The following is a 20,982-nucleotide window of genomic DNA, read 5'->3' as shown; positions in this document are numbered from 1 at the left end:
ATGTAGTTGTTTCACCGTGCCGTACAGCCAAGGGCGGCGCCGCACACAGAAATCACTTTTGGGGAGGGCGGCTTCAGCCGCGCGCTTTAGGACACAAGAGTCGGGGCTTTGGCCCCGGAGGTCACCCAATGAATCGCTTCAACCGCCGCGAATTCCTCATCGGCGCCGGCGCGGTCGCCGCCGCATCGGCTGTTCCTTTGCGCCTGCACGCCGCGCCCGGCCTGCTCTACCCGCCGCTCGACCTCTCCTATTTCCAGAAGCGGATTGCCAAGGGGCCAAGCGCCATTCGCTTCGGTTACGCCGCCATCACCTGGAACGGCGACGACCGCAAGGCAATGCGGGAGATCGCCGCGGCAGGCTATCCCGGCATTCAAATCCGCTCCAACGTCATCGCCGAGTACAACAACGATCCCGCCGCACTGCGCGCCGACCTGGAGAAGCACAAGCTCACGTTTGTCGCGCTCTCCTCGGGCGGCGTGCGCGCCGACACGGCCGACGAAAAAGACGAAATCGCCAGGCACGTGGCGAACGCAAAATTCCTGCACGACGCCGGCGGCCTCTATCTCCAGGTCACCGACACCAAGCCCAAAGACCGTGCCGCCACACTCGACGACTACAAGCGCCTGGCCCGCTTGATGACGGAAATCGCCAAGCAGTCCGCCGACCTGGGCGTGCAGCTCGGGTACCACAACCACATGAACAGCATGGGGGAGCGCCCCGAGGAAGTGGACCGCCTGCTCGCGCTCGCTGACCCGCGGTGGGTCAAGCTCGAGCTCGACATTGCGCACTACGCGCAGGGCGGCGGCGACCCCGCCGAAGCCATCGGGCGCTACCACGACCGCCTGCTCTTCCTGCATATCAAGGATGTGCACGACGTCACGCCGCGCGAGGGGAGCAGCAAGAACTACGAGTTCGTGGAACTCGGCCGCGGGCGCGTTGACCTGCCGGGCGTCTTTGCCGCGCTGAAGAAAGCGCGGTTCCGCGGATGGGCCATCGTGGAACTCGACGGCCAGCTCGCGCCCATCCACACGCCCGCCGAGTCGGCGGTGGCCAGCAAGGACTATCTGGAAAAGAAGCTGGGTTACAAGGTCAGCTAACGATGAGATCCGACTTCCGTGTCGCCGTCATCTCCGACGAGATCACGCAGGACTTCGATCGCGGCCTCAGTATCATCGCGCGCGACTTCGGCCTTGAGTGGGTCGAGCTGCGCACGCTGTGGAACAAGAACATCATGCTGCTCGACGCCGCCGAGATCGCTTCGGCTCGCGCGCTGCTCGAGAAGTACAAACTGCGCGTCACGGACGTTGCCTCGCCGCTGTTCAAGTGCGATTTCCGGGGCGCACCGCCCTCGAACGCCCCCAAAGACCGCTTCGGCGCCGATTTTACCTACGAGCAACAGGACGAAGTCCTGGAGCGCGCGCTCGAACTATGCCGCGCCTTCAACACCGATCGCCTGCGCGGCTTCGACTTCTGGCGCATCCAGGACCCCGCGCCGTTTCGCGCCGCCATGGACGCCAAACTCAACGAAGCAGCCGAGAGAGCGGCCAAGAAGGGCGTCATCCTCATTCTCGAAAACGAGCACGCCTGCAACACCGCCACGGCCGACGAAGCCGTTCGAACGCTCAACGCAGTCCGCTCGCCGAACTTCAAGCTCAACTGGGACCCCGGCAACGCGGCCCGGATTGGCGACCTGCCTTTCCCCGACGGATACAAGAAGCTTCCCAAGGACCGCATCGGACACGTGCACTGCAAAGACGTTCTCCAGAAACCTGGCGGAGAGCGCGATTGGGCGCCGATGAATGGCGGCCTTGTGGACTGGCTTGGCCAGTTCCGCGCGCTCAAACGCGACGGCTACCGTCTCGCCGTGAGCCTCGAAACGCACTGGCGCGGCGCCGGCACGCCGGAAGAATCCACGCGGCAAAGCTGGGCCGGCATGCGCGAGCTGTTGATCAAAGCCGGCGCCGCGTCATAGATCACAAATCACAAATCGCAAATGGTTTCTCTCGGCATCATCGGCGGCGGCAACATCAGCCAGACGCATGCGCAGGCCGCACAGGCGCTTGGAATTCCAGTCACCGCCGTCTTCGGCACGAACCCGGAGCGCGTCCCGGCGTTCGCGAAGGAATTCGGCGCCGCGGCCTATTTCGATTTCGATCGTTTTCTGTCGCACCGCCCCATGAGCATGGTCGCCATCGGCAGCCCTTCGGCGCTGCACGCCGAGCAGGGCATCGCCGCCGCCCGCCGCGGCCTGCACGTCCTCACCGAAAAGCCGATTGACGTCAGCGTCGCCCGCGCCGACGCGCTCATCTCCGCCGCAACGCAAGCCGGCGTGAAGCTCGGCGTCTTTTTTCAGGACCGCTTCAAGCCCGAGCTGAAGCGCGCCCGTGAGTTTCTTGCCTCCGGCGGCCTGGGCCGCATCCATCTGGTGGACGCGCGCGTCAAATGGTTCCGCCCGCCCGAGTACTACTCCGGCTCGAAGTGGCGGGGACGCCGCGCGCTCGACGGCGGCGGCGCGCTCATGAACCAGGGAGTCCACACCGTTGATCTGGTCCTCTGGCTGCTCGGTGACGTCGCGACCGTCCAGGCACAGTCGCGCACCGCGCTGCACAACATCGAAGTCGAAGACACGCTCACTGCCCTGCTGGAATTTCGCTCCGGCGCACAGGGGATTTTGCAGGCGGCAACTTCGATCTACCCCGGCTACCCGCGCTGCGTCGAAATCTCCGGCGACAACGGCACACTGGTCATCGAGAACGACCGCGTCATCGCCGCCGACTTGCGGTTCGGCAGCCCGCGCTTTGAAATAAGCAGCGAATCGGCCGACGCCAACCCGAGCGCAACCTCTCCCGTCGTCTCCGACATTCGCGGACACAAAGCCGCACTCGAAGATTTTCTGGAAGCCGTCCGTGACAATCGCCCGCCGCGCTGCGATGGACATGAAGGGCGCCGCAGCGTCGCCGTTGTAGAAGCGATCTACGCCGCCGCCAAGAGCGGCGCGTTGGAACGCGTGAGGGCGGCTGCCGGCGCAGGGAAGCCTTGAAGCGGCAAAAGGCGAAAAAAAGGGCTGCGTTTCGAGAGCGGTCTGCCTTTTTACTTTTTCCTTTTGCGTCAGGTGGTTCGCAGCCGCTCCGCCGCCACTTCCGGCGTCAGGTCGCGCTGCGGCGAGCCCAGCATTTCGTATCCCACCATCCACTTCCGCACGGTCGCCGAGCGCAGAAGCGGCGGATAGTAGTGCGCGTGAAAATGCCACTCCGGATGCGGCTCGCCGTCCGTGGGCCGCTGATGGAAACCCATCGAGTAGGGGACCGTGACGCCAAAGAGATTGTCGTAGCGCCGCGTGACCTGCTGCAGGATGTCGGCCAGCGCATCGCGCTCGCCCGCGCCCAGATCGTCCATGCCGCCGGTGTGCCGCTTGCTGATCACCATGATCTCGAACGGCCACACCGCCCAAAACGGCACCAGCGCCGCGAAGCTCTGGTTTTCGCACACCAGGCGCTCGCGCTGCGTCTGCTCGAGCCGCAGGTAATCACACAGCAGGCACGAGCGCCGCGTCTGCATGTGCTGCAGTTGCGCGGCCTGCTCAGCCGCCGCTTCGTTCGGCAGCGTCGCGTTCGCCCAGATCTGGCAGTGCGGATGCGGATTGCTCGCGCCCATCATCACGCCGCGGTTCTCGAAGATGAGCACGTACCGCGCCCACGGCAGCTCGCCGATCTCGCGATACTGCTCCGTCCACACCTGCACCACGCGCCGCAGATCTTCCGTGCTCAAGGTCGCAACCGTCAGATCGTGACGCGGTGAAAAACACAGCACACGGCACAACCCGCGCTCGGCGCGTGCCACCATCAATCCGTCCCGATCGAGCGCTGCGTCGCCGGTCTCAGGCAGCATGGCCGGGTAATCGTTGTCGAAGACGAATGTGCCCTCGTAGCTTGGAGTGCGTGCGCCACCGTGCCGCGCATTGCCCGGGCATAGATAGCACTCAGGGTCGTACCGCAGGACCTTCGCCTCCGGCGGCTGCTCCACTTGCCCGGTCCACGGCCGGACCGTGCGGTGCGGTGACACCAGCACCCACTCGCGCGTGAGCGGGTTGAAGCGCCGATGCGGTGTGTTCTTCAGGTCCATTGTCGCGCGCGTGGCGCGGACGCCCTCGTCCGCGCACCTGCTACCCATCCAGCCATGCTGAGCAAGCGCGAAGCGCGGGTCGAAGCATCCCTACTCCCAGCACAATCTCGTCCGCGGGCCCGGGCGGCGCCCGGTCCGGGCGCGCCGAATTCACTCGCTCCGTCCCGCCCCCTGCGCCGCCGCCGAAACATAAATTTCCGGGTGCTTCCCCGTTTCGCGCGCGTAGGCCGCCGCGACCTCCCGGCAAAAGCTCTCCACGCCGCCCGATTCCACCAGGCTGATCGTGCAACCGCCAAAACCACCGCCGGTCATCCGCGATCCCAGGACCCCGTCCTGCTTCAACGCCAGTTCCACCATCAGGTCGAGTTCGGGCGCGCTCACCTCGTAGTCGTCGCGCAGGCTGCGATGCGACTCGGCCATCAGCGGGCCGAGCGCATTCACGTCGCCGCGCTCCATGGCGGCCGCCGCGGCCTCGACGCGCGCATTCTCGGTGAGCACATGACGGCAGCGCCGATAGACGAGCTGGGGAAGCCGCCCCCGCTCGCGCTCCAGCTCGTCCGGCGAAACATCGCGCAGGGCGCGGATTTCCGGCCGAACCTCGGCCAGCCGCCGCACACCTTCTTCGCACTCGGCGCGCCGGCGATTGTATTCGCCGCCGGCAATCTGGTGCTTCACCATGGTGTTGGCGATCACCATCCGCACGCCTTCCGGCACAGGCAGCAGGCGGAACTCGAGCGTGCGGCAGTCGAGCATCAGGGCGTGTTCGGCGCGGCCATGGCAAGCGATGAACTGGTCCATAATGCCGCAGCGGGCGCCCACAAACTCGTTCTCCGCCCGCTGGCAGATGCGCGCAATCTCGGTGCGACCCAGCTCAGTCCCGCTCACTCGCAGTAACGCAAGCGCGGTCGCGACTTCGATCGCCGCCGACGAACTCAGCCCCGCGCCCAGCGGGACGTCGCCGCTGACCAGCAGGTTGGCGCCGCGCAGGCGATGGCCCGCGCGCTCCAGCATCACAGCGACGCCGAAAACGTAGTCGCTCCATCGCCGTGCCGCCGCGGGATGCGGATCGTCCAGGCTGAACTCGAATGTCTCCTGAAAATTGTGCGAATGGACCGCCAGCGTGCGATCGCTTCTCGGCGCGGCGGCGGCGCGGCAAGAAAACTCGATCGCCGCCGGCATCACGAAGCCGTCGTTGTAATCGGTGTGCTCGCCGATCAGGTTCACGCGCCCGGGCGAGCGAAATACCACAGGGTCGGCGCCGAATCGCCGGCGAAAACTCTGCGCCAGGTCAACGCCGGCCAGGGGGGCGTCAGTTGGAGCCGGTGGCACGCGTCTGCTCCCCGGCGCGGGGGGTCCCCGCCGGGCCCGGTTTTGGCGTGGTGGAGTGAGGGCGCGGCGCGCCCGCGGCCCGACCGAGCACCAGCATCACAATGCCAAACGCCAGCAGCACCGCGCCCCACCCCAGGTTCACGTTGATGCCCAGCGAGCGCTGGTAGAGCGCGCTGTCGCTGAGGGCGCCGAACACCACGAGGATCCCACCCAGCGCGGTGAACAGCATGCCAATCGGCAGTCGAATGTCGATTCCCATATCCATGAGCTACCAGAAAACAATGTTTAAAAGCATCGTCGCAGCCAGCACCGCCACCGCCAGCGTGGCCGGCTTCTGCCACCAGTGGAGGTCGTGCTCCTCGGGCCTTGGCGTGAGGGAATAGACGAGCCCGCGCAATTCGTCGTCTTTGCGCGGCGCGGTCACCACGCTCACAGCAATTGTCACCAGGAAGCACGCGGTAAAGGCGAAAATCGCCGCCCAAAAATTCTGCGCCATCTCGCTCGGATAGATGTGCACCGCGCCCAACCATCCGCCCTTCACTCCCGGCGCGGCGCCCGCCGGCAGCGTGAGCCCGTGATGAATCGCCGCCGCAGCCGTTCCCGCCAGCAGTCCGCTGAACGCGCCGTGCCCGGTGGTTCGCTTCCAGAACATGCCGAGCAGGAACGTGGCAAACAGCGGCGCGTTCACGAAGGCGAACACCAGCTGCAGCATGTCCATGATGTTGTTGAACCGGCTGGCCATGTATGCGGCACCCACGCTCAGCGCAATGCCCCACACCGTCGCCATCCGCCCCATCCACAAGTAGTGCTGGTCGCTCGCGCCCTTGCGCATGTACGACTGGTAGATGTCATAGGTCCAAACGGTGTTGAAGGCGGTCACGTTGCCCGCCATGCCCGACATGAAGCTGGCCAGCAGCGCCGTCAGTCCGAGCCCGAGGATGCCGGTAGGGAAGTAGTGCAGCAGCATGTTGGGCAGCGCCAGATCATAATCGAGCTGCACGTTACCGTTTTTGTCTACGACCGGCGCACCGGCTTCCATTTTCGGCGGGATCAGTCCCTGCGACTGGTAGATGGGCGCACCCTGCGATAGCGCACGCTGCACGCCGGCCTGCGCCGGCGCCGTGCCCGCCGACATCAACACCGGTACCATGCGTGTGCCGGGCAGCGAGATTGCGATCAACCCCGGCAAGATCACGATGAACGGAAACAGCATCTTCGGCACGGCTGCGATGAGCGGCGTGCGCCGCGCCGAGCGCATCGAGTCGGCCGCCATGGCGCGCTGCACCACGAGGAAATCGGTGCACCAGTAGCCGAACGAGAGCACGAATCCCAGGCCCATGGCCAATCCGAACCACTCCACGCCCATGCGGTTGGTGGAAGCACTGCCGAAGCCCGCCCACGAGTGCACGTAGCCTGCATCAAGCTTCGCCTTGATGCCCTCCCAACCCCCCACGTTCTTCAGCCCGAGGAACACCAGCGGCAGCAATCCGGCCACGATCAGAAAGAACTGCAGCACTTCGTTGTAGATCGCGCTGCTCAGCCCGCCCAGCAGGATGTAGCAGAGCACAACCACCGCTGAGACGATGATGCCTACGTGAAAAATCCAGCCCGGATCAATCCCCATGCGCGCGAACGGCGCATCCAGCACGCGCAGCGTCTGGATCAGCTTCGCCATGGCATACATCGAGATGCCCGAGGAAAACACCGTCATCACCGCGAACGAGATCGCGTTCAGCGCGCGCGTTTTTTCATCGAAGCGCAGGCGCAGATACTCGGGCACCGAGCGCGCGCGCGAGCCGTAGTAGAACGGCATCATGAAGATGCCAACGAACACCATCGCGGGGATGGCGCCGATCCAATAGAAGTGGCTGGTGGCGATACCGTACTTGGCGCCGCTCGCCGCCATACCGATCACTTCCTGCGCGCCAAGATTTGCGGAGAGAAACGCCAGGCCCGCCACCCACGCGGGAATCGACCGACCCGCCAGAAAGAAGTCGGTGCTCGTCTTGGTGTAACGGCGCAGCACCACGCCGATGCCGAGCACAAAGGCGAAGTACACCGCCATAATCAGCCAGTCAATCGCGGTGAGTTGCATAGGAGAAAGGACCAGCCCTCGCGTCTTTGCGGCCCCCGCCGCTGACCGACCTTATCTGCCAACGCCGTTCGCGTCAAAGAGAACGCCGCGGGCCGATTCGAATGCATTTCGAAACGTGAAACTGGAAACCTGAAACTACAGCACACTGCACGAGCTACTTCGACACGCGCAAGAGCACTACGCCGTGCGCCGGTACTCGCGCCGAAAAACTCTCCAGCGCGCCCAGGTCTTTCGCGGCCCACACTTCGCGGACCTTCGGCTTTCCGGCGAAGCCCACGTCCTTGAACTTCACCTCCATCTGGATCGGCTGTGGATGCCGGTTGAACAGGCCCACCGCCTTCGAGCCATCGGCCAGGGGACGCGCCCAAATCTCCATCGATCCCTCGGCCCAGACGCGGTCGCCCTGCATGCCCGCCGGGTCCTGGTCAATCGCGATCACTTCCTTATTGGTCAGCAGCGCGATGGTATCGGGCGACATTTTGGTCAGGTCGTTGCCGGCCAGCAGCGGCGCCGCCAGAATGGCCCACAGGCTCATGTGGGTGCGGTACTCCTCCGTGTTCATGCCGCCGTTGCCGACCTCGAGCATGTCAGGATCGTTCCAGTGTCCCGGGCCGGCGAACCTGGCCAGTCCCGCCTGGCTGAAGCCGATCGTCTCCATGCGCGCGTAGCGGTCGCTGATGTCGCCGGTCGTGCGCCACAGGTTGCCGCCCACGTCGGCGCCCCAGCGCCACACCGCGTCATTACCGTACTGGCACAGGCTGTAAACGATCGGGCGCCCCGTCTTGCGCAGCGCATCGCGCATCTTGATGTAGGAATCCACCATCAGCTTGTGCGCGGCTTCCGGCGACGGTGCGGCTTTCATCATGTCGCGCAGTCCGCACAGGTCATATTTCAGATAATCGATGCCCCAGTCGGCCCACGTCTGTGCGTCCTGCTCTTCGTGTCCGTAGCTGCCTTCGAAGCCGGCGCACGTCTTCGGACCGGGAGTCGAATAAATGCCGATCTTCAGTCCCTTGCTGTGGACGTAGTCGGCCAGCGCCTTCATGTCGGGAAACTTGCTATTGGAGCGCAGCACGCCGTTTGCGTCGCGCTCGCCTTCCCAGGTGTCGTCAATGTTCACGTAGAGATAGCCGGCATCGCGCATGCCGCTGGACACGATGGCATCGGCCTGCGCGCGGATGGTAGCGTCGTCCACGCTCTTGTTGAAGTGGTTCCAGCTGTTCCATCCCATCGGCGGCGTGGCCGCGATCGCCGCCGGCTGTTGCGCGCAAACCGCGGAACACATCGTGAAAACAATCATCGTCACGGCAAGCCGGCGTGCGGATCGAAACCCATTCATCGCGTCGCTCCTCTGCAGGAAGAAATGAATTGACTCTGCGTCAGCGTCTCGTATAATGCCGTGCTGTGCCGCATCGTAAGACGCGCTTGCGGGTGCGGCCGGGACCCCGATGAATCAGTCCGCAACTTGCAGCGGTTGTTCGCGCTCGGCAGAATAGCCGAGCATTTTATTTGTTTCGCGCGTGCGGCAAAACTCCGTACCGCAATGCAGTATCGCCGGGTCGCCGCGCGCATCGCGCTGTTTGGCCGAATCGATGGACACCGAACGCACTGCCGCTGCCGCCGTCGCCGCTCCTGCATCGGTGTCTCCCGCCACGCGCGTGGGGTGGTTTCGCTGGGTCATCTGCACGCTGCTCCTGCTCGGCACCACCAAGAATTACATGGACCGCCAGGTGCTGGGCGTCCTCAAGTCCACGCTGCAGCACGATCTCGGTTGGACCGAAGTGGACTACGCCAACCTGGTGCTCTTCTTCCAGGCCGCGTATGCCGCCGGCATGCTGGCGATGGGACGCCTCATGGACCGGCTCGGCACGCGGATCGGCTACGCCGCGGCGATGGTCTTCTGGAGCCTGGCCTCGATGGCGCACGCCTTCGCCGGCTCCGTCGCGGGCTTCGGCGCCGCCCGCGCCGCGCTCGGCTTCGGTGAAGCCGGCGTCTTTCCCGCCAGCCTCAAAGCCGTTTCCGAGTGGTTCCCGAAGAAAGAACGCGCCTTCGCCACCGGCATTTTCAACGCCGGGACGAACGTGGGCGCAATCGTCACGCCGCTCATCGTTCCCTGGATCACGCTGCACCTTGGCTGGCGCTGGGCGTTCATCGTCACCGGCGCCGTCGGCTTCGTGTGGCTCATCTTCTGGCTGTGGTTGTATCGCAAACCGGAGGACCACCCGAACTGCTCGCGCGCCGAACTGGAATACATCCGCAGCGATCCGCAGCCGCCCGTGGAAAAAATCCGCTGGGCAGGCCTCATTCCGCATCGCCAGACGTGGGCCTTCGGCATCGGCAAGTTCCTCATCGATCCGGTCTGGTGGTTTTACCTTTTCTGGGTCCCGGGGTTCCTGCAGTCGCAGCACGGCCTCTCGCTGGCCCAGATCGCCGTGCCGCTCATGGTGATTTACATCATTGCCGACGTGGGCAGTGTGGCCGGCGGGTGGCTCTCCTCCGCCATGATCAAGCGCGGCAACAACGTGAACCGCGCCCGCAAGTTCACCATGGCGATCTGCGCGCTGTGCGTCCTTCCCGTTGTGATGGCGCCGCACGTTCAGGGCATGTGGACGGCGGTGCTGCTCATCGGACTCGCCACCGCCGCGCACCAGGGGTTCTCCGCCAACCTGTTCACGCTCCCGTCAGACATGTTTCCAAGCAAGGCGGTCGGCTCCGTTGTGGGGATTGGCGGCATGGCGGGCGCGGTGGGCGGGATGACCATCGCCGCCATCGTCGGGCCGATTTTGCAGCGCACGCATAGCTATACCGTTCCGTTCATCATCGCCGGATGCGCCTACCTGACGGCGCTCGCGATCATTCACCTGCTTGCGCCCCGCCTGGAACCCGCGCGCATCGAGTAACGTCGCATGACGCCGACTCACATCATGAGAAAACCGCTCGCTGTTGCCGCTGCGCTGCTGCTTGCCGTGCCCGCCCTTGCTGCCGGCCACATCAAGGGCGTGAAGCTGCTCGTCGAAAATCCCGGCGATGCCGCGCGCACCGCGGACGTCGTGGTTCCGATCAAAGACCTCCGCGCGGTCGCGCCCGACTTCAAGCCCGGCTCGGCCATCGTGACCGTCACCGATGCCGACAGCATCGAAGGCGACGCCGCCGTCCTCCAGGCCGCCGAACTGCCCTCGCAGGCCGACGACCTGGACGCCGACGGCAAGGCCGAGGAGTTCGCCTTCCAGGTTCCGCTCAAGCCGCGCCAGAAACGCGTCGTCACCATTTCCTACGGCGACGAAGACCGCATCTGGCGCCTGCGCGCCGACTATCCTGCGCGCACCAACGCGCTCTTCAGCCGCAAGATCGAGGGCCTCGGATGGGAATCGGACCTGAACGCCTGGCGCGTGTACTTCGATCCGCGCAACGCGATTGACCTCTACGGCAAGCGGCGATTGACGATGCAGCTCCACATTTTCGCTTCGCCCGACTACGGCTACCACTACGAATCGCCCGAGGGCCGCGACATCTATAAGGTGGGCGACGCCATCGGCATCGGCTCGGTCGCGGCGCTGGTCGACGGCAAGGTTGTCAAGGTCGCCGATGTTGCCAATCGCCAGTGGCGCATTCTCTCGTCAGGGCCCGTGCGCGCCATCGTCGAGCTGGAGTACGGCGGCTGGAGCGTTGGCGGACAAAAGGTCACGCTGACGTCGCGCATAACGCAGTGGGCGGGCGAGCGCGGATTCACGCAGGCAATCTCGGCGCAGCCGGCGTTTCCCGCGACCTACGTGACCGGCCTTCCGCTCAAGGCCGGGCTGAATCCTGAAACTGCATCGACCGCGCCCATCGCGTGGCTCGCCACGTGGGGCGAGCAGGTTGTCGCGCCCGGACCGACCGCGACCGAAGCCATCGCCGGACAGAACCTCGGTCTCGCCGTCCTTACTGCCGCACCCGGCGCCAGCTTCACCAGCGACAAGGAAAATTTTCTCGTCCGCTTCGCCCTCAACAACGGCGGGGCCGAGTGGTACACCATGGCCGCGTGGAGCGAAGAGGGGAGCAACAACCGCCACGGCTTCGGGGCGCAGAACGAGCAGCGCGAGCGCCAGTCGTACGTGCTGCCGAGCACCGCGATGAAGACACGCGACGCCTTCCTCGCCGTGGTCCGTGCGCAGGCGGACGCCATGGCCCATCCAGCGCGTGTCACAATGCTCTCCAAGTCCGCCGCCGCGCAGTCAGCGCCGCCTGACACGCTCCACCCGGCGCACACCAAGACCGTGGCCGAGGCAATTGATCTTCTCCGTCAGGAAATTGACCGCACCGCGCAGAAGTGGGAGCCGGTCGTCTCCGCCACTGCGCCCGAAGCCTCTGCCACCAACCGAGGCCCCGGTTTTTTCACCGAGGGCGACAATTCCACCGGCGAGTGGACGCGCCGCGAAGGGTTCTTCTGGACCGGATCGTTCTGGACGGCCGAACTTTGGCGTATGTACGAGCGCACGCGCGACGAAAAGTATCGCCGCTGGGCCGAGCTGTGGACGTCGCGCCTCGCCGGCCACGAAAAAGAGCAAAACCATGACGCCGGCTTCCTCTACTTCTACTCCACTGCGCTCGGCTTCGACTTGACGAAGCGGCCCGCCGATCGCGAGAGCGCGCTCCGCGCCGCCGCCCGGCTGGAGCAGCTGTACAACCCGACCACGCAGCTCATTCCCGCGTGGGACGTGAACGGCGACGACACCATCATCGACACGATGATGAACCTGCAACTGCTCTGGTGGACCACTCGCCAGACCGGCGAACAGAAGTGGCGCGACATGGGCCTCAAGCACGCGCTGCGCTCGGCCGAGTGGCTCATTCGGCCCGATGGGTCGGTGATCCAGAGCGTGCACTACAATCCCGGCGACAACCGCCAGGAGTTCACGCTCCGCGGTGGCGCGCCGTTCAACAACAAGGTGACGGCGCCCAACAGCGCCGCGCCGGGCGAATGGATCTTCACTCACACGCACCAGGGCTTCGCCGCCGATACGCCGTGGTCGCGCGGCACGGCGTGGGCGCTCTACGGCTTCACCGTCGCCTACGGGGAAACGCGCGATCCGCGGCTGCTTTCCGCCGCGCAGCGCATCGCCGACTTCGTCGTGCAGAACCTCCCCGAAGACAGCGTCCCCTGGTACGACTTCTATGACGAGGGCGTGCGCTTCCGCAACCGCGACAGCTCGGCCGCCGCCCTCATCTCCGGCGGCCTGCTGCGGCTTTCAGAACTGGCGCCGGAAAAAGACCGCTCGCGTTACCGCCGGCAGGGCGAGGCCATAGCGCAGAGCCTGATTGATCGCTACCTGACGCCGGTCGCGCAGGGCGACACGACTCCGCCGGGGGTGCTGCGCCACGGCTCCAGCACCCGCCCGCACGATGGCATGCTGATTTACGGCCAGTACTATCTGCTCGACGCGCTGCTCTGGCTCGACGCGCACAAGAACGCGCCGGCAACGCGGAGCGCCGCCGCGCAGAAGTAATGTTCGATGTCACGAACATCCTCGGCCAGTCATCCTGAGGCCGCGTTCTTTGCGGGCGAAGGACCCCGCGAGCGCGGGCGCGACCGAGACCGATCCAGGGAATTCGGACACAACTGCGCGCAGGGCGAAGCAGGAGCAACCGGAACTACTGATTGACCCCGCTCGCCAAAAATCCGCCGTCGACAATGATCGCCGTCCCGGTCACAAAACTCGCCGCGTCAGAGGCCAGGAAGACGGCCGCGCCGCCCAGTTCTTCAACTTTTCCGAAGCGGCCCATTGGCGTTCGCACCAGGAACTCGCGTCCGCGGTCGCTGTCGAGCAGTCCGGTGTTGAGCGGGGTGCGAAAAACTCCCGGCGCAATGCAGTTCACGCACACGCCAAATTTCGCCCACTCGATGGCCAGCGCCTTGGTCAGTCCCAGCACCGCCGCTTTGCTGGCGACGTACGCCGCCACCTCGTGCAGCCCGACAAACGATGACAGCGACCCGATGTTGATAATCCGTCCCCAGCGGCGTTCAATCATGTGCCGGCCGAAGATGCGGCACGCGCGCATCATGCCGGTCAGGTTCGTTTCCATGATGCCATTCCACTCTTCGTCGCTCACTTCCAGGGTGGGCGTGCGCTTGGTGCGTCCGGCGCAATTCACCAGGATGTCCACGCCGCCGAACTCCTTCTTCGCCGCCGCCAGCACTTTCTCCATGCTTACGGCATCGGTCACGTCGGAGGAAATTGCCAGTGACCGCCGTCCGGCTTTGCGCACTTCCTCCGCCGCAGCCTCCACTTCCTTGCTGCGGCGCGCGGTCGGCGCCACGTCGGCGCCCGCCAGCGCCAGCGCGCGCGTGAGCGCCAGCCCGATGCCGCTGGTGCCGCCAATTACCACCGCCGTCTTCCCGGTCAGGTCAAGCTGCGGATACGCCATCCCTTCTCCTTGTCCCTTGGCAATTTCGCACGGCAAAGTAGGATAAACGCAGGCATGAGAATCACCGACGCCAAAGTGATCGTTTGCAGTCCGGGGCGCAACTTCGTCACCTTGAAGCTGAGTACGGAAGACGGCATCCACGGCCTCGGCGACGCCACGCTGAACGGCCGCGAGCTGGCCGTCGCCAGCTACCTCAACGATCACGTCTGCCCGCTGCTCATCGGCCGCGACGCGCGGCGCATCGAAGACACCTGGCAGTACCTCTATCAAGGAGCGTACTGGCGCCGCGGGCCGGTCACCATGGCGGCGATCTCCGCCGTCGATACCGCTTTGTGGGACATCAAGGCGAAGGCTGCCAACCAGCCGCTGTATCAGTTGCTGGGCGGCGCGTCGCGCGAGTCGGTCCTCGTCTACGGACACGCCAGCGGCACCGACGTTGAGTCCACGGTCTCCGCCGTCGCCTATTACCTCAAGCTCGGATACAAGGCCATCCGCGCGCAGTCCGGCGTTCCCGGCCTGGCCTCAACCTACGGCGTCGGCCGCGGCAAGATGTACTACGAGCCCGCCGAAAAAGACGCGCCGCCGGAAAACGCGTGGAGCACCGAAGCCTACCTGAACTTCGTCGCCACGCTCTTCGCGCGCCTGCGCAAGGAATTTGGCGAAGATGTCCACCTGTTGCACGACGTCCACCACCGCCTCACGCCCATCGAGGCGGCGCGCGCCGGCAAAGCGTTGGAACCGTATCACCTGTTCTGGCTGGAAGATCCCACGCCCGCTGAGCTCCAGGAAGGATTCCGCCTGATCCGCAGGCATACCATTACACCCATCGCCGTGGGCGAAGTGTTCAACACGATCTTCGACTGCCATCAGCTCATCCAGGAGCAGCTCATCGACTACATCCGCGCCACGGTCGTCCACTCCGGCGGCATCTCGCACCTGCGCAAGATCGCCTCGCTCGCCGAGCTTTACCAGGTGCGCACCGGCTGCCACGGCGCCACCGACCTTTCGCCCGTCTGCATGGCCGCCGCGCTGCACTTCGACCTGAGCGTGCACAACTTCGGCATTCAGGAATACATGCGCCACACCGAAGAAACCGACAAGGTCTTTCCGCACGCCTACACATTCAAGGACGGCTCCATGCACCCGGGCGACAAACCCGGACTTGGCGTGGACATCGACGAGAAACTCGCGGCGCAGTATCCGTACAAGCGCGCCTACCTGCCGGTGAACCGCAAGCTCGACGGCACGATGCACAGTTGGTAGCAGAAAAGTGTTCGTTTGATTTGAGTCATCCTGGGCGCAGCGAAAGACGCCGCGGATGCGAGCTGCCCATCGCTTCTTGGCCACAAACGCGCGTACGAGGCGCGAACAAGGGTCACGCTGCCGTAGCCAGGTTCAAAGAGAACCAAAGCATGATGAAACGAGTCATTGTCGTCAGCCTCATATTCGCTTCCGCCCTGACTGACGCGCAAAGCGCGCCCCGGGTCTTCCTGGTCAATCCCGCAACCCTGATGTCGGCCCGCACCACGCTGGCCCCCGCCGTCGCCGCCAGGCTCCGCGCCGACGCCGAAAAAGCGCTGCAACAGCCGCTCATGAGCGTTGTGGACAAGTCGCTCACCCCGCCCAGCGGCGACAAGCACGACTACATGTCCATGGCCCCCTACTGGTGGCCCGATCCATCCAAGCCCGACGGGCTCCCCTATATCCGCCGCGATGGGGAGACCAATCCCGAGATCCGAAAGATCTCCGACCACGACAACTTCGGCCGCCTCGTCTCAGCCACGCACACGCTCGCGCTCGCTTACTACCTGCTCGGCGACGAGCGCTACGCCGCGCACGCCGCCGAACTGCTCCGCGCGTGGTTTCTCACACCCGCCACGCGCATGAATCCCAACCTGACGTACGCGCAGGCCATCCGCGGCATCAACGACGGGCGTGGCATCGGCCTCATCGAAACGCGCGGCTTCCCTCGCATCGTCGACGCGGTCGGCATGCTCGCCGGCTCCAGGTCATGGACCGCTGCCGACCAGCGGGGAATGGAGCGCTGGTGCGCCGAGTTCGTGAAGTGGCTGCGTGAGAGCAAGAACGGCAAAGACGAAGCCGCCGCGAAGAACAATCACGGCACGTGGTACGACGGACAGCTCGTCGCGCTCGCGCTGTTCACGCATCAGCGCGCCATCGCGCGCGCCGTCCTCAACGAAGTTCGGTCGAAGCGCATCGCCGTCCAGATCGAGCCCGACGGCCGCCAGCCCCTGGAGCTGGCGCGGACAAAATCATTCGGCTATAGCGTCTTTAACCTCAATGCTCTCGTTCAACTGGCGCGTCTCGGCGAAGGGCCCGGCATCGATCTCTGGAACGCCCGCACCGCCGACGGACGCAGCCTGCGCGCCGCGCTCGACTTCCTGATACCGTTCACCAGCGGCGATGAGAAGTGGCCCTACGAACAGATCGCCGACTTCCATGCCGACGACATCGTGCCGGCACTTCTCGCCGCTGCCGTCCGCTACAACGATCCGAGATACACGCAGGCCGCCGCGCGCATCGACGCCGACGCGCCGCGCAGCCTCGAAGCGGTGCTGGCACGCGTGCCGGTCAGAGTTGCACGCGTAAGGAAAGCAGCGAAGTGAAGATCAAGAACCACAATTTTTCACGGAAAGGTCATCCTGGGGCCGCGTCGTTTGCCGCCCCAGGACCTATGCAGTTCGCCTGCAGCAGGCAACGGGAATCCTCAGGGCGGACAGCCCGCATAATCGCAAATCACAAATCGCCCATCGCAAATTACAGATGAGACGCATCTTGATCCCTCTGCTCTTGCTCGCCCTCAGTGCGCCGCTCCTGGCGCAGCCGGCGCGGTCCACCGTGTCCACCGCCGACCTCGACCGCGACATCCGTGCGTTCCTTGCGCGCGAACTCGCAGCCCACGTGGCCGACATTCACTCGCTCTCGCCGCCGCAGGACCGCATTCTCGGCGTGCCCACCACAGGCGACTTCTCCTGGGGCACGTTCATGCGCGCGCTTTCCGCTTACCACGAGCTCACCGGCGAAAATCAGCTTGCCGGCCGCGACCTCGCCGAACTGATCGGCAAGATCGGGCTGATCGAGTCCCGCCAGGGAGGCAAAGCATTTTCGCAGCTCTACGCCGCGCTGGCGCTGCGCAGCTTCGGCGCTGACCTGAACTCGAACCCGCTCTGGCAATCGCTCACGCCGGAAGAAAAGACGGCCTGGCGTTCGCTGCTCGACGTGGGCCGCTTCTACGATCGCCGCGAGCACCACGTGATCAATCTCGCCGAGAATTATCATGGCGTGGCCGCGCGCGTTGCCACGCTCAGCTTCCAGCTCGGCGTGGAAACCAGCCGCGCCGACGTGGATGACCTCCTCAACGCCGCCGCCAAACAATTCACTTCCGGCGCGCTCTTTGCCGACGACTCCCAACCCACGGGCCGCTACGACCGCTACTCACAGGAGTACGCGCGCTACGTCTACGAAGCCGCCGAAACCGCCGGCCGCAAAGACCTGTTGCAGGCCCTCGAGCCCACGCTGAAGACGCAGATGCGCTTGTGGTGGGACCTCCAGACGCCCGACGGCTACGGCTATCCCTGGGGCCGCAGCCAGGGGGCCATCGGCTACCTGGACACGATGGAGATTGCCGCCTTCCTCGGAGAGCATCCACAGTTCCGTCCCGCGCCGCTCGAGCAGCTCGCCGGCGCGTACTACGCGGCGTGGACCTGGCTGCGCCACGACTACAACGATCAGCGGCACCTGCTCTCGGTTTTCGCCTTCGGGCGCGGCAACTACTCCTACATCACGCCCCAGCGCGAGTGGCAGCAGACAACCAGCGGCCTGGGGAAAATCCTGACGGCGCACATCGTCTTCTCGCAGGCGCTCGCCCGCGAGCACATCACCACCATTCCCCCCCGCGCCACGCTCGCCGACGTGCAGCGCTTCCAGTGGTTCCGCCAGGGCGCGCGCCCGGCCGGCGTGTGGATCGTTCGCCGCAACGGTAAGCGCTTCGCCGTGCCGTTTACCACCGGCGAGCACGGCGCCATCACCGACTATCTCCCCGCACCGCACGGACTTCCGGGATTCGCCGCGCCGGTCGAGCAGAAGTATCCAGCGCTTGTCCCCTATGTCGAGCTCGACGACGGCCCGGTCATCGCCGCCGCCGATGGCGCCGACGAAATCCGCCCCGCCGCCGACGGGCGTTCGGTCACCGCCGTCTGGAAGAACTGGGCCATCGTCGGCGGCAAGGCCGCCGCCTTCACCGATCCCGGGTTGCGCAGCGAGGTCACCTGGACATGGGACGGCGCGCGCCTGCGCCGCAGCGAAGTGCTCACCGCGATCAAACCGGTTCACATCAGGAACTGGTCAATGGTCTTTCCGTCCACCTTCGGCTCCGTTGCCACCAGCTTCAGCAAGTCTCAGCGCTCGGACGTGTTCCGCTCGAAAGAAGGCGCCGTCCACTTCACCGTAACGCAGTCCCCCTGGCCGCTGAATGAGCGGATCATCGCCGGCGGCAACTCGCCGCTCGGACGCAGCCCGCTCGGCCCAATTCCGCTTCACCTTGAGATGGAAGCAAGCGACGTGGCGATTGCGCCGCGGAAGCCGGTGAAGTTCGTCTGCGAGATTGCCTGGCAGTAGCCGCTGTAGAGACCCAGCTTGCTACGCCCCTCAAGCGCTGTTGAATGCCTAGACGGACACCGCGGCCGCCTCGCGCCGCTTGTCTTTGTAGAGTTCGTTGTCGGCGCGCTGAAGCAACTCGGCCACCATCTCGCCTGGCTTGTGTTGCGCCCATCCCGCGGAAAATTGAATCGGGATGCTGTGACCGAGGTACTCGAACCGGCAGGTTCGCATGCGGGTGAGCGGATTCTGTATCTGCTGGGTGTCGCACTCCGGCAGCAGCACCATGAATTCGTCGCCGCCCATGCGCACCGGCAGGTCGCTCGAGCGGATGCAGCGCTTCATGTGCCGCGCGAACGCTTCCAGCGCTGCGTCGCCCGCCGGATGTCCGTAGGTGTCGTTGATTCGCTTGAAGCCGTCCAGGTCCACCATCAGCACGGTGAACGGATATCCGTGGCGCTCCGAGCGCGCCACCTCGCCCGGCAGATGCTGCGTGGCGAACCGCCGGTTGAACAGTCCCGTCAGCGGATCGAGGATCGCCAGCCGCTCGAAGACCTCGGCGCGTCCGTGCAGATCAGCCACCACGCCGATCTGCGAAGCCAGTTTGTGCCGCAGCTGCTTGATCAGGAATTGCTGATAGAGCGCGAACGTGCTGAACAGCAGCACCATTCCCAGCAGCCCGCGCACACCCAGCTCGATGCGCGTCTGGAAGAAGAATTCTTCCTTCTGCCAGAAGCTGGGAAACGACAGGCTGAACACCGCCACGCACAGCAGCAGCAGGATGACGATGGCCGTGGCCCACAACCACCAGTCGCGGCGGTCGAGTTTCTTCAGGCTTTCTTGAAGTTCGCGGACCGGCGCCGGCACCTCCGGGGCGCCGCCCCACTCTTTCGGGGCGGAGGGCGTCGCAGGCGTGCCCCCCACGGGCTCCACTTTACTCATTCCCTGGTCCCCAATCTCCTCTGTTTTGGCGGGAATGCTATCGCAATTGCCGGGCGCTTGTGAACCGAGAAGTGAGCGAAAACGTAAACGAAGGATATCCCAAATCGGGAGGGGCAACGGCTTTCGTTACGTTCCTGGCTGGCCGTGGTGACTCAAGACAGGCAGTTCGGCGGCCACGTGGAAGCGCAACTTCGCGTGCGCCTGGCGGAGCGCGTGCTCCACCTGCTCAGGCCGCTCCGCGCTCGCGAAAATGAAGCCCAGGTAGCTGCTTCCCTCCGGCAGCGGCACGAGCTTCTGCTCCGGCTTCGCGGTGATGCGGACTTCGCGAATTCCGGGAGTGGCTGCGGCCCCGTCGAGTCCGTCAACGCCGCGGTAAATGCCCGCTTCGGGAATGGGAATCATCATCACGCCGGCGGCATTTTTCTCGCGCTCCAGGCCCAGCAGATCGTCTCCCAGCGCCAGCCGAATGATCGCGCTTTCCAGTGAGACGTTTTCTTCCGAGCCCACCCGGAACCGCAGCGCGCGCGCACACAATCCACCGATGGGCCGTGCCGCCACTTCCAGCGGCCAGGCTCCCTGATCGTTCACCCGCAGTTCGGCGTGCAGCGGCCCGTGCTGCAACCCGAGTGCCGCAACGGCTTGCTCCAGCGTGGCAACGATTTCTGCCTGCGTGCTCTGCGGCAGCCGCGATGGCGTGACATAGATCGTCTCCTCGAAGTACGGGCCCAGCAGGGGGTCGGGCTTATCAAAGATGGCGAGGACGCGCAGCCGGCCGTGCTGCATGAGCGCCTCGACGGCAACCTCGCTCCCGTCAACATAGGATTCGAGCTGGATGTAGTCGCTGGTTTCCTCACGCATCACGCGGACATCGGGGCCGCGGAGCAGCGCCCGAATGCGCTGGAAAGCGGCGACCACTTCCGCCGCGTTGTCGGCCCGAATCACGCCGCGGCTGCCCGCAAGCGCCAGCGGCTTGAGCACGCACGGGACGCCGAGCGCCGCCGCCGCGCCGAGCAGGTCGTCGCAGGAAGCGCCGAGGCGAACGCGCGCGAACGCCGGCACGTTCATTCCCGCCTGGCGCAGCCGCTCGCGCGAGCGGTATTTGTCCCGGCAAACATCCGCCGCTTCGGGCGGATGGTGCGGCAGTCCGAGCGCCTGGCACACGCGAGCGGCCGCCGGCGTTGGACGATCGCCCAGTGCGACCACGGCGTCAACCCGCCGCTCGCCGATGGCGTTCAGCAGGCGCCGCGCCGCGTCGTCCGGATCCTGGAACTCCAGCGCCACCGCGCCGTCGGCCCAGGGATCGTCGAGGACGTGGCAGCGGTCGCTGCCGAACATGACGTCGAGTCCCAGCTCCCGCGCGGCGTCAACGAAGGCGCGCGTCTGGTAGCCGGTCTTGCTGGTCAGCAGCAGCAGCCGCCGATTTGCGTGTGCAGACATCCACCCTCAGCCTACCAGCAATCGGCGCGCCCAAC

17 protein-coding genes are annotated in these 20,982 nt (G+C 65.4%); 8 read left to right on the top strand and 9 right to left on the bottom strand.

Annotation, left to right across the window (positions count from 1 at the left end; translation table 11 throughout):
- Positions 1-128: 128 nt before the first annotated feature.
- Genes VFA60_11605 through VFA60_11595 form a run of 3 tightly spaced genes read left to right on the top strand, consistent with a single transcriptional unit; the run spans position 129 to position 3,040 of the window.
- Positions 129-1,097, top strand: coding sequence for a sugar phosphate isomerase/epimerase (locus VFA60_11605; GenBank protein HZQ92431.1), 969 nt, complete (start codon positions 129-131; stop codon positions 1,095-1,097).
- 2 nt (positions 1,098-1,099) lie between these two features.
- Entirely contained in the window at positions 1,100-1,972 is an 873-nt protein-coding gene (locus VFA60_11600; GenBank protein ID HZQ92430.1) for a sugar phosphate isomerase/epimerase family protein, read from the top strand.
- Positions 1,973-1,993: 21 nt separating this feature from the next.
- The gene (locus tag VFA60_11595; GenBank protein ID HZQ92429.1) at positions 1,994-3,040 is read left to right on the top strand and encodes a Gfo/Idh/MocA family oxidoreductase; all 1,047 of its coding nucleotides are present in this window, start codon (positions 1,994-1,996) and stop codon (positions 3,038-3,040) included.
- 68 nt (positions 3,041-3,108) lie between these two features.
- Here VFA60_11595 and VFA60_11590 read toward each other — a convergent pair whose 3' ends face one another.
- The 6 genes from VFA60_11590 to VFA60_11565 all read right to left on the bottom strand — a co-directional run bounded on the left by VFA60_11590 (position 3,109) and on the right by VFA60_11565 (position 9,146).
- Positions 3,109-4,170: a UDP-glucose--hexose-1-phosphate uridylyltransferase gene (locus VFA60_11590; GenBank protein ID HZQ92428.1), complete on the bottom strand. Its 1,062-nt coding sequence runs from the start codon at positions 4,168-4,170 to the stop codon at positions 3,109-3,111.
- A 102-nt stretch (positions 4,171-4,272) separates the two neighbouring features.
- The gene (locus VFA60_11585) at positions 4,273-5,451 is read right to left on the bottom strand and encodes a galactokinase (protein ID HZQ92427.1); all 1,179 of its coding nucleotides are present in this window, start codon (positions 5,449-5,451) and stop codon (positions 4,273-4,275) included.
- Positions 5,432-5,716, bottom strand: coding sequence for a hypothetical protein (locus VFA60_11580; GenBank protein ID HZQ92426.1), 285 nt, complete (start codon positions 5,714-5,716; stop codon positions 5,432-5,434). Before VFA60_11580 ends, VFA60_11585 begins: the two co-directional genes overlap by 20 nt.
- Positions 5,717-5,719: 3 nt before the next feature.
- Complete coding sequence (locus tag VFA60_11575; protein ID HZQ92425.1) at positions 5,720-7,546, bottom strand: sodium:solute symporter family protein; 1,827 nt, start codon at positions 7,544-7,546, stop codon at positions 5,720-5,722.
- Positions 7,547-7,700: 154 nt separating this feature from the next.
- Entirely contained in the window at positions 7,701-8,831 is a 1,131-nt protein-coding gene (locus VFA60_11570) for a glycoside hydrolase family 27 protein (GenBank protein ID HZQ92424.1), read from the bottom strand.
- A 168-nt stretch (positions 8,832-8,999) separates the two neighbouring features.
- Entirely contained in the window at positions 9,000-9,146 is a 147-nt protein-coding gene (locus tag VFA60_11565) for a hypothetical protein (GenBank protein ID HZQ92423.1), read from the bottom strand.
- On the opposite strand from VFA60_11565, the gene VFA60_11560 reads away from it, so the two are divergent.
- Both VFA60_11560 and VFA60_11555 read left to right on the top strand, forming a co-directional pair.
- On the top strand, positions 9,139-10,446 hold the full coding sequence (locus VFA60_11560; GenBank protein ID HZQ92422.1) for an MFS transporter: 1,308 nt from the start codon (positions 9,139-9,141) through the stop codon (positions 10,444-10,446). The genes VFA60_11565 and VFA60_11560 overlap by 8 nt on opposite strands.
- Before the next feature lie 24 nt (positions 10,447-10,470).
- Complete coding sequence (locus VFA60_11555; GenBank protein ID HZQ92421.1) at positions 10,471-13,032, top strand: DUF4861 family protein; 2,562 nt, start codon at positions 10,471-10,473, stop codon at positions 13,030-13,032.
- 145 nt (positions 13,033-13,177) lie between these two features.
- Here the strand turns inward: VFA60_11555 and VFA60_11550 are convergent, their stop codons facing one another.
- The gene (locus VFA60_11550; GenBank protein ID HZQ92420.1) at positions 13,178-13,951 is read right to left on the bottom strand and encodes a glucose 1-dehydrogenase; all 774 of its coding nucleotides are present in this window, start codon (positions 13,949-13,951) and stop codon (positions 13,178-13,180) included.
- A 54-nt stretch (positions 13,952-14,005) separates the two neighbouring features.
- Here VFA60_11550 and manD point away from each other — a divergent pair, with 54 nt between their 5' ends.
- From manD to VFA60_11535, 3 genes are all read left to right on the top strand, one after another.
- Positions 14,006-15,214, top strand: a complete 1,209-nt coding sequence (gene manD / locus VFA60_11545) for a D-mannonate dehydratase ManD (GenBank protein ID HZQ92419.1) — start codon at positions 14,006-14,008, stop codon at positions 15,212-15,214.
- 149 nt (positions 15,215-15,363) lie between these two features.
- Positions 15,364-16,578: an alginate lyase family protein gene (locus VFA60_11540; GenBank protein ID HZQ92418.1), complete on the top strand. Its 1,215-nt coding sequence runs from the start codon at positions 15,364-15,366 to the stop codon at positions 16,576-16,578.
- Positions 16,579-16,735: 157 nt separating this feature from the next.
- The gene (locus VFA60_11535; GenBank protein HZQ92417.1) at positions 16,736-18,589 is read left to right on the top strand and encodes a hypothetical protein; all 1,854 of its coding nucleotides are present in this window, start codon (positions 16,736-16,738) and stop codon (positions 18,587-18,589) included.
- A 48-nt stretch (positions 18,590-18,637) separates the two neighbouring features.
- On the opposite strand, the gene VFA60_11530 is transcribed toward VFA60_11535, so the two are convergent.
- Positions 18,638-19,510 (bottom strand): GGDEF domain-containing protein, encoded by an 873-nt coding sequence (locus VFA60_11530; protein HZQ92416.1) that lies wholly within the window; start codon positions 19,508-19,510, stop codon positions 18,638-18,640.
- 126 nt (positions 19,511-19,636) lie between these two features.
- On the bottom strand, positions 19,637-20,947 hold the full coding sequence (locus tag VFA60_11525; GenBank protein HZQ92415.1) for an ATP-grasp domain-containing protein: 1,311 nt from the start codon (positions 20,945-20,947) through the stop codon (positions 19,637-19,639).
- Positions 20,948-20,982: the final 35 nt, after the last annotated feature.

Source organism: Terriglobales bacterium (genome assembly GCA_035651995.1).
GTDB lineage: Bacteria > Acidobacteriota > Terriglobia > Terriglobales > Acidobacteriaceae > DASRER01.
This window is presented reverse-complemented; position numbering and strand designations above follow the sequence as displayed.

Bases quoted from the DNA above. Each gene is read 5' to 3' on its own strand.
- VFA60_11560 (HZQ92422.1), top strand. From the start codon at position 9,139: ATGGACACCGAACGCACTGCCGCTGCCGCCGTCGCCGCTCCTGCATCG.
- manD (HZQ92419.1), top strand. From the start codon at position 14,006: ATGAGAATCACCGACGCCAAAGTGATCGTTTGCAGTCCGGGGCGCAAC.
- VFA60_11555 (HZQ92421.1), top strand. From the start codon at position 10,471: ATGAGAAAACCGCTCGCTGTTGCCGCTGCGCTGCTGCTTGCCGTGCCC.
- VFA60_11595 (HZQ92429.1), top strand. From the start codon at position 1,994: ATGGTTTCTCTCGGCATCATCGGCGGCGGCAACATCAGCCAGACGCAT.
- VFA60_11600 (HZQ92430.1), top strand. From the start codon at position 1,100: ATGAGATCCGACTTCCGTGTCGCCGTCATCTCCGACGAGATCACGCAG.
- VFA60_11530 (HZQ92416.1), bottom strand. From the start codon at position 19,510: ATGAGTAAAGTGGAGCCCGTGGGGGGCACGCCTGCGACGCCCTCCGCC.
- VFA60_11535 (HZQ92417.1), top strand. From the start codon at position 16,736: ATGAGACGCATCTTGATCCCTCTGCTCTTGCTCGCCCTCAGTGCGCCG.
- VFA60_11575 (HZQ92425.1), bottom strand. From the start codon at position 7,546: ATGCAACTCACCGCGATTGACTGGCTGATTATGGCGGTGTACTTCGCC.
- VFA60_11525 (HZQ92415.1), bottom strand. From the start codon at position 20,947: ATGTCTGCACACGCAAATCGGCGGCTGCTGCTGCTGACCAGCAAGACC.
- VFA60_11570 (HZQ92424.1), bottom strand. From the start codon at position 8,831: ATGTGTTCCGCGGTTTGCGCGCAACAGCCGGCGGCGATCGCGGCCACG.
- VFA60_11550 (HZQ92420.1), bottom strand. From the start codon at position 13,951: ATGGCGTATCCGCAGCTTGACCTGACCGGGAAGACGGCGGTGGTAATT.
- VFA60_11540 (HZQ92418.1), top strand. From the start codon at position 15,364: ATGATGAAACGAGTCATTGTCGTCAGCCTCATATTCGCTTCCGCCCTG.
- VFA60_11605 (HZQ92431.1), top strand. From the start codon at position 129: ATGAATCGCTTCAACCGCCGCGAATTCCTCATCGGCGCCGGCGCGGTC.
- VFA60_11590 (HZQ92428.1), bottom strand. From the start codon at position 4,170: ATGGGTAGCAGGTGCGCGGACGAGGGCGTCCGCGCCACGCGCGCGACA.
- VFA60_11580 (HZQ92426.1), bottom strand. From the start codon at position 5,716: ATGGATATGGGAATCGACATTCGACTGCCGATTGGCATGCTGTTCACC.